Raw genomic sequence first — 13,135 nt, forward strand, 5'->3', positions numbered from 1 at the left:
TCGCGTCGTGCGAACGGGAGTGCCTACTCGGCGGCCAGGACCGCCTCGGCGTCCAGCGTGACGCCGACGGCCTCGACCACGGCGGCGATCTTGAACGCCTCCTGGATCGTCTCGCGGTCGACACCGGCCTTGCGGAGCACCTGCTCGTGCGAGTCCAGGCACATGCCGCAGCCGTTGATGGCGGACACCGCGAAGGACCACAGCTCGAAGTCGACCTTGTCGACGCCCGGGTTGCCGATGACGTTCATCCGCAGGCCGGCGCGCAGAGTGCCGTACTCGTGGTCCGACAGCAGGTGCCGGGTGCGGTAGAAGACGTTGTTCATCGCCATGACGGCGGCGGCCGACTTGGCGGCCTTGTACGCCTCGGGCGTGAGGTTGGCCTTCGCCTCCGGCTCCAGTTCGCGCAGCACGATGGGGGAGCGGGAGGCGATGGCGGTCGCCAGCACGGTGCCCCAGAGCTGCTGCGCCGGGAGGTCGGAGTTGCCGATGACCGAGCCCAGGTTGAGCTTCAGGTCCTTGGCGTAGTCCGGTACGGCGGACTTCAGGGAGTCGAGAGACATGTCAGATCACTCCCCGGAGAGCAGCGCGACCGGGTCAAGGGTCTCGTCGCCCTTGCTCCAGTTGCACGGGCAGAGCTCGTCGGTCTGCAGGGCGTCGAGGACCCGCAGGACCTCCTTGGGGTTACGGCCGACCGAGCCGGCGGTCACCATGGAGAACTGGATCTCGTTGTTCTGGTCCACGATGAACACGGCGCGCTTGGCGAAGCCGTCCTCGCCCTCGATGCCGAGGTCGCGCATCAGCTCGTGCCGGGAGTCCGCCATCATCGGGAACGGCAGGCCGGTCAGGTCCGGGTGGTCCTTGCGCCAGGCGTGGTGGACGAACTCGGAGTCGCCGGAGAAGCCGAGGACCTGGGCGTCACGGTCGGCGAACTCGTCGTTCAGCTTGCCGAAGGCGGCGATCTCGGTCGGGCACACGAAGGTGAAGTCCTTGGGCCACGCGAAGACGACCTTCCACTGACCCTCGTAGGTCTTGTGGTTGATCTGCTCGAACTCCTCGCCCTTCTCCAGCGAGACACAGGCGGTCAGATCGAACTCGGGGAACTTGTCACCGACAGTGAGCACGCGCTCTCCAAAAAGTGCAGCGAGGAAACGCCCGGATTGCGAGCGTTTCCCACGGGTTGGACGTTAATGATGTTGGCACAGGGTGCATTGATTAGTGAAATAGCTACACTTGGTCGAGTTGATCGGAGGTGGCTATTAGTGGCAGGTAAGAAGAGGCAGCCCAGCCTCGCCCAACTGCGGGCTTTCGACGCGGTCGCCGAGCATCTGCATTTCCGCGACGCCGCCGCCGCGATCGGTATGAGCCAGCCGGCGCTCTCGGGCGCCGTTTCCGCCCTGGAGGAGGCACTGGGTGTCACCCTCCTGGAGCGTACGACGCGCAAGGTGCTGCTCTCGCCGGCCGGCGCCCGGCTCGCGGTGCGGACCAAGGCGGTACTGGCGGAGGTGGGCGCGCTGCTGGCGGAGGCGGAGGCGGTACGGGCGCCGTTCACCGGGGCGCTGCGGCTCGGGGTCATCCCGACGGTGGCGCCGTACCTGCTGCCGAGCGTGCTGCGTCTCGTCCACGACCGTTACCCGGACCTCGACCTCCAGGTCCACGAGGAGCAGACCGCGAGCCTTCTGGACGGCCTCACGACCGGCCGTCTCGACCTGCTTCTGCTGGCGGTGCCCCTGGGCGTGCCCGGAGTGACGGAACTCCCCCTCTTCGACGAGGACTTCGTCCTCGTCACGCCGCTGGACCACCGGCTCGGGGGCCGGGAGGGGCTCTCGCGTGCGGTGCTGCGCGAGCTGAAGCTGCTGCTGCTCGACGAGGGGCACTGCCTGCGCGACCAGGCGCTCGACATCTGCCGGGAGGCGGGCCGCGCGGGTGTCCCGGCGACGACCACGGCCGCCGGTCTGTCGACGCTGGTGCAACTGGTGGCCGGCGGGCTCGGGGTGACGCTGCTGCCGCGCACCGCCGTCCGCGTGGAGACCTCCCGCTCCAGCCAGCTCCTCACCGCCTCCTTCGCCGACCCGGCCCCCACCCGCCGCATCGCCCTCGCCATGCGCACGGGCGCGGCCCGCTCGGCGGAGTACGAGGAACTGGCGTCGGCCCTCCGGGAGGCGATGACGGACCTGCCGGTCCGGACGGTGCACGACTGAGGGACGGCGCACGACTGAGGGACCGAGCGGCCACCCGGGCGGTCGCGCGGCCGCTCAGTCCCTCGGTCCCTCAGTCCCTCGGTCCCCCTGCCCCTCGGTCATCGAACCGCGGGGCTACTCCGTGCGCAGCCCCTCCGGCCGCATCAGCCGCAGCAGCGGAGGCAGGCTGCACAGCGTCACCGCCAGGACGACCGCCGCGCCGATGCCGGTCATGGACAGGACGCCGGTCCAGTCGACGTGGACCGGGGTGTTCGTCATCTTCAGCAGCACCGTGCCCAGCGTCAGCCCCACCACCGAGGCCAGCACCAGGCCGAGCGCGATGGGAATCGCCGTCTGCCACAGGACCGACACGCTCAGCGTGCGGCGCCGGGTGCCGAAGGCGACCAGGGCCGACAGCAGCTTCTTGCGCTCGCGCAACTGCTCAAGCTGCGAGACCAGCAGACTGGCCCCGATCAGCGCCAGCACACACGCCGCCCCGACGAGCAGACCGGTGCGGATGGCGTCGAAGCGGTCGGTCCGCTCCGTCTCCGACCACGTCATGGTGTCCGCCAGGGGGTCGATGCCCGCCGCGGTGTTCCGCACCAGGTCGTGCACGTCCGCCACCGACTCGTCGAGCTTCAGGTAGGCGTGACCCTCCAGGGTCGGCGCGAGCGCCTCGGGCATCGCCTTCGGCGTGATCAGGAAGCCGCCGCGGTCGGTCCCGGCCAGCAGACCCTTGCGCGGCTTCGCCGCCTTCACGTCCTGCGGCACCGTCCAGGGGACCTCCCGGCCCTTCGGACTGCCCTCGTACGACGGGTCCGCGTACAGCTTCCGGCCCGGTTCGCCGAACTCGGACTCGTCGAGCCCGGTGTCCCACTCGGAGCCGTGCACGGCGAACACGTCACCGTCGCGGCACGAGGAGAGGTTGGCGATCTCGCGCAGCGCCGTACAGTCGCCCACGGTCAGCATCGTGCCGTTCTCCGGGTCCGCGGCGCTGTCGCCGAGGTAGCCCTCGCCGTAGGCGTAGACCGCCGTCACGCCCTCGGTGTCGCGGAACTTCTGGGCGGCGGACGCCAGCGGCACCTCGGTCGGCAGCGTCGCCTCCATCTGTGCCAGCGAGGTGTCCTGCCCGGTGGACTTGGTGTAGTCGTTTTCGACGCCGGCGAACAGCATCTGCAGCGCGATCGCCCCGGCCACCGCCACCGCGATGCCGTTGACCATACGGGCGGCCGTACCGCTGCTGAGCTGCAGCCTGCGCACGGCCAGTTGCCAGGCCACGCCGCCGGAACCGAGCCGGCCGACGACCGCCTCCACGATCCACGGCAGCAGCGCGGTCACGCCGACCAGGAGCAGCACGACGCCGCCGGTCACCAGATACTGGTTGAAGTCGCCGTTCTCGCGTCCGTTGCCGATCATCGGGTAGAGCATGGCCAGTCCGGCCAGCGGCAGCAGCAGCCGCCACCACAGCCGGCGCCGCCGCGGGCTCCCCGAACGCACCACGCCGAGCGGTTCGATGACCACCCCGCGCAGCGCGAACAGCGTCACCAGTACGGCCGCCGCCGGTACCGCCACCGCCACCAGCAGGGCCAGCAGCGGCGAGGGGTTGAGGTAGCTCGGGAACACGCTGATGCCGAACACCTCGGCCGAGCCCGCGAGCCGGCGCCCGACCATGAAGAACCCGGCGCCGAAGACGAGCCCCAGCACCGCGCCCGCCATTGCCTCGCCGGCGGCGATCCGCCGGGTCATGTGGCTGTCCGAGCCCACCAGCCGCAGCGCCGCGAGCCGCCGGTCCCGCCGCTCGCCGCCGAACCGTACGGCCGCGGCGATGAAGACGGCGACCGGCATCAGCAGCACCACGAAGACGACGAGGATCAGCAGGAGCAGTACCGGGTCGGACCGCTCGGAAACGGGCTCCGGGTCTCCGAACCGGTCGATCCGTTCGATCCGGCCGCTCTGGAAGTGCGACGCGAGCCCTTCGGCGCCCTGGTAGAAGGCGAGTTCGGCCGAGCCGATCAGCCCGCTCTCCCCGATCGTGCCGACGATCCGGTCCGGCAGCCGCTCGCGCAGGAGGGCGCCGGAGTCCGACTCCAGCAACTCCTTCAGCGCGGGGGACACCACCATCTCGCCCTCCGCCGGGAACTTCTCCAGACCCGGCGGCAGCGGCGCCCGCGGCCCCTCGGGCTCGAGAGCCCGGCCCCGGACGTTGTCCTGACGGAAGTCCGTGTCGACCCTGGCGACCACGAGGGTGTCGTTCGCCTTCGGCATCTGTTGGCTGGAGAAGGAGATGTCGGAGCGTGCCGACTCCCGTTCGTGCCGGACGGTCAGCGCGTTCGGCAGCGCCGTCGTCAGCAGGAGCAGCGCCACGCCGAGTCCGACGCCCACGGCCGTCAGGACGGCCCGCGTCCAGCCCTCACGCCCGCCGGTGAAGGCGAAGCGGACGCCCAGCGTCAGGTCGGCGGCCCACTGGCGGACGTTCATACGACCCGCTCCATGTCCCGGGACTTGCCGTCGCGTACGACGATCTCGCGGTCGGAGTAGGCGGCCACCCGTGCCTCGTGGGTGACCAGGACGACGGCAGCGTTGGTGGAGCGGGCGGCGTCGGTGAGGAGTTCCATGACGCGCTCGCCGTTGAGGGAGTCCAGCGCGCCGGTCGGTTCGTCGGCGAAGAGCACACGCGGGTTGGTGACCAGGGACCGGGCCACGGCGACCCGCTGTCCCTGGCCGCCGGAGACCTCGCCGGGGCGCTTCTTCCCGAGGTCGTCGACCTCCAGCCGTTCCATCCAGGTCAGCGCGGCCCGCTCGGCCTCCTTGCGGGAGGTGCCGTTCAGACGCAGCGGCAGGGCGACGTTCTCGACGCAGGTCAGCTCCGGCACGAGCTGACCGAACTGGAACACGAACCCGAACTCCGAGCGGCGCAGCGCACTGCGCTGGGCGTCGGACATGGCGGACAGCTCACGCCCGTTGTACGTGATCGTCCCCGAGTCGGGCGGGACGATGCCGGCGAGGCAGTGCAGCAGCGTCGACTTGCCGGACCCCGAGGGGCCCATGACGGCGACGACCTCGCCGGGGTGGATGGAGAACTCGGCGCCGTCGAGGGCGAGAGTGGGGCCGTAGGCCTTGCACAGTTGCTCGGCCGAGAGCAGCGAACCTGCGGGAGGAGTCATCGGGTTACCGCCTCACGGAGCTTGTCGAGGCGCGCGGCGGTGAGTTCCAGCCAGCGCAGGTCGGCCTCGAGATGGAACAGGGCGTGGTCGCAGATGAGCTGGTCGGCGAGATCGCCCTTGCGTTTGCGGTCGGTGAGGATGCGCATGCTGCGCAGATGCTCCGAGCGCTGCGTGTCGAGGATGTCGGCGGCGTCGCGGTGGGTGAGCAGCGCCAGGACGACCTTGGTGTAGAGCGTCGACTGGAGATACGGCTCGGGTTTCTCCGGCGTGGCGAGCCACCGCTGTACGTCGGTGATCCCCTCGTCGGTGATCGCGTACCGCTTGCGCTCGGGACCGCCGCCCGTCTCTATGCCGTCGACGACGACGAGGCCGTTCTTCAGCAGGCGGGACATCGTCGAGTAGACCTGGCCGTAGTGCAGTGGCCGGTCGTGACCGAACTTCTCGTCGAAGGCGCGCTTGAGGTCGTAACCGTGGCGCGGCCCGGACTCCAGGAGTCCCAGGAGGGTGTGACCGATGGACATGCGGAGCACTCTACACACGGTGTATACGCGGTATGTATACGTCGTGTGCAGAGATCATGGCGGCGCGTGCGGGATGCCGTACGGGATCGCAGGTGGGGAGTGATTGTCACGGTTCCGCTACGGCGGTGGTGTGGCCCCCGGGCCGGGGCCGCTCCTCGGTGGGCGGCCCCGGCGCGGCAGCGGCCCGGTGTCGCCGGGCAGGCGGCCGGCCTCCGCCAGGGCCCTGCGGAGCAGGAACTCGATCTGGGCGTTGGCCGAGCGCAGTTCGTCGCCGGCCCAGCGGGCCAGCGCCTCGTACACCTGTGGGTCCAGCCGCAGCAGCACCTGCTTGCGCTGCTGCGGCCGACGCCTGGGGACCGGGCCCTCGGCGGGCGCGGAACCCGTCGCCGCATCCGTCGCCGCATCCGTCGCCGAGTCCTTTGTCGAGTCCTTTGCCGGATCCCTCTCCGGATCCTCGGGCGGGGTCGTCACTGGTAGAGCGTCCCCGTGTTCAGGACCGGCTGGGCCGCGCGGTCCCCGCAGAGCACGACCATCAGGTTGGACACCATCGCCGCCTTGCGCTCGTTGTCCAGCTCCACGATGTCCTGCTCGTTGATCCGGGCGAGCGCCGCCTCGACCATGCCGACCGCGCCGTCCACGATCTGGCGCCGGGCCGCGACGACCGCACCGGCCTGCTGCCGCTGGAGCATCGCCGAGGCGATCTCCGGCGCGTACGCGAGGTGCGTGAAGCGGGACTCGATGATCTGCACGCCGGCCGCCTCCACGCGCGCGTGCAGCTCGACGGCGAGCTTCTCGGTGATTTCCTCGGCGTTGCCCCGCAGTGAGAGGCCGTCCTCGTCGTGGGCGTCGTAGGGATACTCGATGGCGATGTGCCGCACGGCCGCCTCGGTCTGGGTGGAGACGAACTCGATGTAGTCGTCCACCTCGAAGGTGGCCTGCGCGGTGTCCTCCACCCGCCACACCACGACGGCGGCCAGCTCGATGGGGTTGCCGTAGGCGTCGTTCACCTTCAGGACGGCCGTCTCGTGGTTGCGCACCCGCGTCGAGATCTTGGTGCGCGAGGTGAAGGGGTTCACCCAGCGCAGTCCGTCCTGCCGGATCGTCCCCCGGTACCGCCCGAAGAGCTGCACCACGCGGGCCTCGCCCGGCGCGACCATGTTCAGCCCGCACATCGCGAGGAAGGCGGCCAGGGCGACGAGGATGCCCCCGATGATCAGCACCGCCTTGCCGCCCGACGAGTCGACCGCCGTGGCGGTGACGATCAGGCCCGCGCCCACGAGCAGTCCGACCAGCCCGAGCAGCAGCGCGAAGCCGCCGCCGATGCTGTGTGCCTGATTCTCGCGCACCCGTGGCGCCGGCATCTCGGGCACATCCGCGGTGACCTGTGGGGCATCGTGCGTGGACATGGGTGGTCCCCCGTTCTCGTTTTTCTAGCTAAGTGATATCACTTTACCAGCAAATGACAACCCTCAACCCCTCTCGTACGTCGGTTCCTATGGAACGGGTGCTGATTCTCACGTCCCCACAAGGCTGGATCAGTTGCCGTTTGTCACATCTCCCGGTGTTAGCTTTCTGAGCTGACCTGAGCGACGAACCTGTGTGACGCGTGAGCGAGACGTGCCCACAGACGACCGAAGCGGAGCGGATCGGACCCATGGGGCGAGCGGAAGAGAGAAAAGCGCGACAGCGTGGCGGCCGCCGCGCCGCGCCGAAACGCCGCCGTTCGTCGGGCGCGAGCGGGAGCGCGGGCGGAGGCGGAGGCACCGGCGGGAAGAGCCGCATACGCCGGCTGTTCACCTGGAAGAAGATCCTCGGGACGTTCTTCGGGCTCTGTCTGCTCGCCATGGGCGCCTTCATCGTCCTGTACATGGTGATCGACATCCCCGAGGGCAACCCCGAGGCCGAGCTGCAGAGCAACGTCTACAAGTACAGCGACGGCAGCGTGATGGTCCGCACCGGCGACCGCAACCGCGAGATCGTCGACCTGGCCAAGGTGCCCAAGGACGTCCAGCGCACCTTCGTCGCCGCCGAGAACAAGACCTTCTACGACGACGCCGGCGTCGACCTCAAGGGCACCACGCGCGGCGTGCTCAACACGCTCTCCGGCAAGGGCGCGCAGGGCGGTTCGACGATCACCCAGCAGTACGTCAAGAACTACTACCTGAGCCAGGAGCAGACGGTCTCCCGCAAGCTCAAGGAACTGGTCATCTCCCTGAAGCTGGACCGGGAGAAGTCCAAGAACTACATCCTCGCCGGCTACATCAACACCAGCTACTACGGCCGCGGCGCCTACGGCATCCAGGCCGCCGCGCAGGCCTACTACCGCGTCGACGCCGAGGACCTGACGGTCGAACAGGGCGCGTACCTCGCGGCCCTGCTCCAGGCCCCGAACCAGTACGACTGGGCGATCGCCAGCGCGACCGGCAAGAAGCTCGCCCAGGAGCGCTGGAACTACGTCCTGGACAACATGGTCGAGCAGAAGTGGCTGAACGCGGGCGACCGGCAGGGCATGACGTTCCCGAAGCCCAAGGAGCCCAAGGCCGCCGCCGGGAAGAAGGGCCAGGTCGGCTATCTGGTGGACGCCGCCGACTACGCCCTCAAGGAGCAGCTCGTCGCCCAGGGCGCCGCCGAAGACATGGAGCAGGCCAAGGCCCTGGTCGACCTCGGCGGCTACACCGTCACCCTCAACATCGACAAGAAGAAGCAGGCCGAGCTGGAGAAGGCGGTCAAGGCCAAGCTCACCAGCAAGCTGGACCCCGACAAGCGCAAGGTCGACGCGGACGTCCAGGCCGGCGCCGTCTCCGTCGACCCGAAGACGGGCTCCGTCGTGGCGATGTACGGCGGCGTGAACTATCTGGAGCACTACACGAACAACGCCACCCGCGACGACTACCAGCCCGCCTCCACCTTCAAGCCGATGATCCTCGCCGCCGCCGTCGACCAGGACGCCGAGACCCAGGACGGCGTGCCGATCACGGCCAACACCATCTACGACGGCACCAGCGAGCGCCAGGTGATGGACGGCGACCAGAAGGTCGGTTTCGCGCCACCCAACGAGGACGACGTCGACTACGGCGACATCGACGTCCAGGAGGCGATGAACAAGTCCGTCAACTCCGTCTTCGCGCAGATGGGCATCGACGTCGGCATGACCGAGGTGCTGAAGGTCGCGGGCGAACTCGGCATGGACACCGAGGACCTGCCGGCCGTGCCCGCCCAGACCCTGGGCAGTATGGGCGCCAGCCCGCTGGAGATGGCCGGCGCCTACGCCACCCTCGACAACCACGGCAAGAAGGTCACCCCGGCGATCGTGAAGTCGGTCGAGCACAAGGACCGCACGATCGAGATGCCCGACCCCATCGGCGAGCAGATCATCAGCCGGGAAGCCGCCGACACGGTGACCTCCGTACTCACCGGCGTGGTCAACGACGGTACGGCCAAGACGTCCGTACGGGACAACCCGCTGCGCGACGGCCAGAAGGTGGCCGGCAAGACCGGTACGTCCGACAACAACAAGTCGGCCTGGTTCACGGGCTTCACCCCCGACCTGGTCACCTCGGTCGGCCTGTTCGGCGAGGACGACAAGGCACCGCACCCGCAGGTCCCGATGTACAAGGCCGGCGGCGTCGAATACCGCGTCAACGGCGGTGGCTTCCCGGCGGAGATCTGGGCCGCGTACACCTTCGGAGTCATGGACGAGGTCAGCAAGTTCGACCTGGAGACCAAGCAGGGCGCCGCGGTGCAACCGAGCGACTCGCCGTCGGCCCCCGAGTCGCCCACCCAGTCGCCGAGCCAGGAGGAGACGACCGAGCCGCCCCCGTCGGACGACCCGACGACCGAGCCGCCCCCGTCGAACGATCCGCCGACGACGGAGGACCCTCCGGAGTCGCCCTCGAACTCGCCGTCGAACAGCCCGTCCACCGAACCACCGCCGGACGGCGGCGGGTCCACGGAGCCGGAGGACCCGGACTTCCCCGGCGGGGACGACGGGGACTGGGGGCTGTAGACCCGCGAGACCAGCGAGAGCTGCGAAAGCCGCGGACACGCGCGAAGGGGCGCCCGGTGCTCACCGGGCGCCCCTTCGCGTACGTCTCGGGCCGGTTCGGTTCAGCCCGGGCTCAGCCCCGGTTGAGCTCGAACCAGACCACCTTGCCCGTGCTCAGCCGCGTCGCGCCCCAGCGCCGGGCCAGCCGGTTCACCAGGTACAGCCCGCGCCCGCCCTCGTCCGTCGCCCGCGCCTGCCGCAGCCGGGGCAACTGCGGCACGTCGTCGCCGACCTCGCAGCGCAGCACGTCCGTGCGCAGCAGGCGCAGAGTGACCGGCTTCGTGGCGTACCGCACCGCGTTGGTCACGACCTCGCTGACGAGCAGCTCCACGGAGTCCGTGAGGTCCTCCATGCCCCAGCGGGCGAGCGCGCGCCGGGCCAGCCGGCGGGCACGGCCCGGGGCCGCGTCCTCGGGCTCCAGGAACCAGTACGCCACATCGCTGGGCGCGATGCCGTCGAAGCGGGCGGCGAGCAGCGCGATGTCGTCGTCCCGGTCGCCCGGCCCGAGCATGTCGAGCACCTCGTCGCACAGGGCTTCCAGGGGCGGCGGATGGTCGGGACCGGTGAGCTGCGCGGTCGCCGCGAGGCGCTCCCGGAGCTGCTCTATGCCGGTCCACACGTCGCGCAGCCGGGACTCGACCAGCCCGTCCGTGTACAGGAGCAGGGTCGCGCCGGCCGGGGCGTCCAGTTCCACGGCCTCGAAGTCCACGCCGCCGACGCCGATCGGGGCGCCCGCCGGCACCCGCAGCACCTCGGCGGCACCACCCAGGTGCAGCAGGACGGGCGGCGGGTGGCCCGCGTTGGCGACGGTGATGCGGTGCGACACCGGGTCGTACACCGCGTACAGGCAGGTCGCCATGCGGTCCGTGCCCAGGCGCTGGGCCTGTTCGTCGAGGTGGTGCAGCACCTCCTGCGGCGGCAGGTCAAGACCGGCCAGGGTCTGCGCCGTGGTCCGCAACTGGCCCATGATGGCCGCCGACGTCATGGAGTGGCCCATCACGTCCCCGACGACCAGCGCGACCCGGCTGCCGGGCAGCGGGATGGCGTCGTACCAGTCGCCGCCGACCCGCGCCGTCTCGGCGGCCGGGAGGTAGCGCGAGGCCAGCCGCACGCCGGTGCAGCGCGGCAGGTTCTCCGGGAGCATCGTGCGCTGCAGCTCGTCGGCGATGTACGCCTCACGCCCGTACAGCACCGCCTTGTCGATGCCGAGGGCGCTGTGCGTGGCGAGCTGGGCGGCGACCAGCAGGTCGTCGGCCTCGAAGGCGACGCGCTCCGGGCCGCGCAGGAACAGCGCCGCGCCGATCACCCGGCGCCGGCCGCGCAGCGGGGCGAGAATCGCCCGCCGGCCGTCGGGGACGGCGAAGTCGCGCTCGTCGCCGAGCAGTTCCGGCAGCGCGGCGCGGGCGGCGGGGGTGTCCGTGAAGACCGGGCGCACCCCGCGCAGCACCTCGGCCAGCGCACTGCCCGGCCGCACCTCGCACAGCTCGGAGCCGACCGACTCCAGCTCGGAGGGCTCGGGCTGGGCGGCCGGGGTGAAACCGCTCTCGGTGTCCCGCTCGGCCGGTATGCGGTCGGTGCGCCGCAGCCGCAGCACCAGGGGGCCGGTGGGCCGCTCGTCGCCGACCGGCAGCGGCTCGCGCAGATAGACGAGGATCGCGTCCGCGAACGTCGGCACGGTGGCCCGGCACAGCCCCATCACGATCTCGTCGAGGTCCATGCCCCGGGCGATCCGCCGGGTCGCGGCTCCCACGAACCGGAGCCGGTCCCCGTCCCGCCGCATGGGCGTGGGCTGTCCGGGCGCGGTGAGCTGCCCGGTACGCCGCTCCGAGTCCGACAGCGCGCCACGGCGGTCCGCCGCGCCGGCCGGCGCCGCGGGACCCGGCTGCACGCCACCGGACTGCGCGCCGCCGGACTGCGCGCTGCCCGGTTGCACCGGGACGCCCTCGGACGCGGGCCGCGGCCGGTGCGTGTCGGGCTTGGCGGCCTGCTCGGCGCCCGGCTGGGAGTGCTCGAAGGAGCCAGGTGAACCGGGGGAGCCGGGGGAGTCCGCGCCCGCGGTGGGCGGCGTCTCCCCGGTACGCCCCTGTGCCGATAACGCGGACCCGGAGTCGCGCGGTGGCACGGGGGTACGCAGGAGCGCCCCGCGGGGATCCGTGGGGTCGGCGCCCGTCGAGGGGCGGTCGAAGGAGGTCGGGTGCTCCGTCACGCGTGTCGAATCCGTCCGTCCGGGACTGCCCGCGGCGCGTGCAGTTCGTCCCGCAGAAATCCCGATACCCGCAATACCTGTCCAAGGAACGGGATTCCCGCGTGGTCAGAGGCTGTTCCTGTGTCACCGGCGGACCGTCTGCGGCCCGTCTCCGTGTTGCCCTCGTACCCCTCGCTCACGTCCTGCCGCCCCTCGGTGACGATCGGTCAAGCACAGCGCACGCTCCGCCGTTTGCCGCTGCCGCGCTCCTTGCGGAGGACGATCCTACGTTTCCTGCCCGGGGGCACATCAAGGGTCTCATGAGGACACGTGCGCGGACGTGCGATCCCAGTCCCCCGGCAGCGACGGTACCGCCCACGCCGGATCGGGTCGCCAGTCCTCCCATCCGTCGGCGAACGGCGACCCCCAGGAACGGATCTCCGCGACCGCGGCACGGCCCGCGGAGCGCACCCGCCCGGCGAGGCCGGTGTCCATCAGCCGGTCCCGCTGGGCCTGCGAGAACTCGTCCTCGTCCCGCCAGTGCCAGGTGTGGTCCGGGTGGACGGAGATGTCCAGGAAATGGTCCTCGGAGTCGACCCCGCCCTCCCAACGGGTCAGCGGCTCCTCCAGATTCACGTACCAGTTCTTGAACCGCCAGCCCGGATCCCAGAACAGCCACACCGACCAGGGCTCGCCGGGCCGCGCCAGCTTCAGCACGCCCGTGCCGAACCACCGGTCGCGCTGCACGGTGCGCGGCTTGGTGTAGCGGGTGGCCAGCGGCTCCAGATGCACGGACGTACCGTCGGCCAGTACCGGCTTCACACACTCGGTGCCGGGTGCCAGCCACACGGCGAGCAGTTCGGTGTCGTCGCGTACGACGGTGACGGGGCGGGCGATGTGGAAGTGCGGGCCGCCGTTCTCCCGGTACCGCCACAGGATGTGACTGCCGGGCGCCCAGTAGTCCACCGGGGCCGCCGGGGCCACCGGAGTGCCCGCCTCCGTCGCCGCGCTCACCGTTTCACCGTCTGCCATGGACAGATATT

The 13,135-nt window shown here is 70.7% G+C and carries 11 protein-coding genes; 2 read left to right on the forward strand and 9 right to left on the reverse strand.

The genetic code is table 11. The features are described 5' to 3' along the window. Window positions 1–23 precede the first annotated feature (23 nt). Together KUM40_RS09080 and KUM40_RS09085 are read right to left on the reverse strand one after the other, a co-directional pair. Window positions 24–560: an alkyl hydroperoxide reductase gene (locus tag KUM40_RS09080; RefSeq protein WP_217164832.1), complete on the reverse strand. Its 537-nt coding sequence runs from the start codon at window positions 558–560 to the stop codon at window positions 24–26. A 6-nt stretch (window positions 561–566) separates the two neighbouring features. After that, the gene (locus KUM40_RS09085; RefSeq protein ID WP_217164834.1) at window positions 567–1,121 is read right to left on the reverse strand and encodes a peroxiredoxin; all 555 of its coding nucleotides are present in this window, start codon (window positions 1,119–1,121) and stop codon (window positions 567–569) included. Between the two features lie 138 nt (window positions 1,122–1,259). On the opposite strand from KUM40_RS09085, the gene KUM40_RS09090 reads away from it, so the two are divergent. Then, window positions 1,260–2,198, forward strand: coding sequence for a hydrogen peroxide-inducible genes activator (locus tag KUM40_RS09090; protein WP_217164836.1), 939 nt, complete (start codon window positions 1,260–1,262; stop codon window positions 2,196–2,198). 114 nt (window positions 2,199–2,312) lie between these two features. On the opposite strand, the gene KUM40_RS09095 is transcribed toward KUM40_RS09090, so the two are convergent. From KUM40_RS09095 to KUM40_RS09115, 5 genes are all read right to left on the reverse strand, one after another. After that, window positions 2,313–4,655 (reverse strand): ABC transporter permease, encoded by a 2,343-nt coding sequence (locus KUM40_RS09095; protein WP_217164838.1) that lies wholly within the window; start codon window positions 4,653–4,655, stop codon window positions 2,313–2,315. Then, window positions 4,652–5,341, reverse strand: coding sequence for an ABC transporter ATP-binding protein (locus tag KUM40_RS09100; protein WP_217164840.1), 690 nt, complete (start codon window positions 5,339–5,341; stop codon window positions 4,652–4,654). Before KUM40_RS09100 ends, KUM40_RS09095 begins: the two co-directional genes overlap by 4 nt. After that, the gene (locus KUM40_RS09105) at window positions 5,338–5,862 is read right to left on the reverse strand and encodes a PadR family transcriptional regulator (protein ID WP_217164842.1); all 525 of its coding nucleotides are present in this window, start codon (window positions 5,860–5,862) and stop codon (window positions 5,338–5,340) included. Before KUM40_RS09105 ends, KUM40_RS09100 begins: the two co-directional genes overlap by 4 nt. Window positions 5,863–5,979: 117 nt before the next feature. After that, a complete protein-coding gene (locus tag KUM40_RS42630) occupies window positions 5,980–6,333 on the reverse strand; it encodes a hypothetical protein (RefSeq protein ID WP_374227358.1) in 354 nt (117 codons plus the stop codon). Beyond that, window positions 6,330–7,268: an SPFH domain-containing protein gene (locus KUM40_RS09115; RefSeq protein ID WP_217164844.1), complete on the reverse strand. Its 939-nt coding sequence runs from the start codon at window positions 7,266–7,268 to the stop codon at window positions 6,330–6,332. The genes KUM40_RS42630 and KUM40_RS09115 overlap by 4 nt, the downstream gene beginning before the upstream one ends. Window positions 7,269–7,516: 248 nt before the next feature. On the opposite strand from KUM40_RS09115, the gene KUM40_RS09120 reads away from it, so the two are divergent. Continuing rightward, window positions 7,517–9,868 carry a transglycosylase domain-containing protein gene (locus tag KUM40_RS09120; protein ID WP_217164846.1) on the forward strand — a complete coding sequence of 784 codons (2,352 nt, stop codon included), beginning with the start codon at window positions 7,517–7,519 and terminating at the stop codon, window positions 9,866–9,868. Between the two features lie 112 nt (window positions 9,869–9,980). Here KUM40_RS09120 and KUM40_RS09125 read toward each other — a convergent pair whose 3' ends face one another. Together KUM40_RS09125 and KUM40_RS09130 are read right to left on the reverse strand one after the other, a co-directional pair. Continuing rightward, window positions 9,981–12,113: a SpoIIE family protein phosphatase gene (locus tag KUM40_RS09125; RefSeq protein WP_217164848.1), complete on the reverse strand. Its 2,133-nt coding sequence runs from the start codon at window positions 12,111–12,113 to the stop codon at window positions 9,981–9,983. A 297-nt stretch (window positions 12,114–12,410) separates the two neighbouring features. Then, entirely contained in the window at window positions 12,411–13,124 is a 714-nt protein-coding gene (locus KUM40_RS09130; RefSeq protein WP_217164850.1) for a DUF402 domain-containing protein, read from the reverse strand. Between the last annotated feature and the right edge of the window lie 11 nt (window positions 13,125–13,135).

Origin of the sequence: Streptomyces sp. AC512_CC834 (assembly GCF_019049325.1) — a bacterium.
GTDB lineage: Bacteria > Actinomycetota > Actinomycetes > Streptomycetales > Streptomycetaceae > Streptomyces.

Bases quoted from the DNA above. Each gene is read 5' to 3' on its own strand.
- KUM40_RS09120 (WP_217164846.1), top strand. From the start codon at position 7,517: ATGGGGCGAGCGGAAGAGAGAAAAGCGCGACAGCGTGGCGGCCGCCGC.
- KUM40_RS09130 (WP_217164850.1), bottom strand. From the start codon at position 13,124: ATGGCAGACGGTGAAACGGTGAGCGCGGCGACGGAGGCGGGCACTCCG.
- KUM40_RS09080 (WP_217164832.1), bottom strand. From the start codon at position 560: ATGTCTCTCGACTCCCTGAAGTCCGCCGTACCGGACTACGCCAAGGAC.
- KUM40_RS09100 (WP_217164840.1), bottom strand. From the start codon at position 5,341: ATGACTCCTCCCGCAGGTTCGCTGCTCTCGGCCGAGCAACTGTGCAAG.
- KUM40_RS09105 (WP_217164842.1), bottom strand. From the start codon at position 5,862: ATGTCCATCGGTCACACCCTCCTGGGACTCCTGGAGTCCGGGCCGCGC.
- KUM40_RS09115 (WP_217164844.1), bottom strand. From the start codon at position 7,268: ATGTCCACGCACGATGCCCCACAGGTCACCGCGGATGTGCCCGAGATG.
- KUM40_RS09095 (WP_217164838.1), bottom strand. From the start codon at position 4,655: ATGAACGTCCGCCAGTGGGCCGCCGACCTGACGCTGGGCGTCCGCTTC.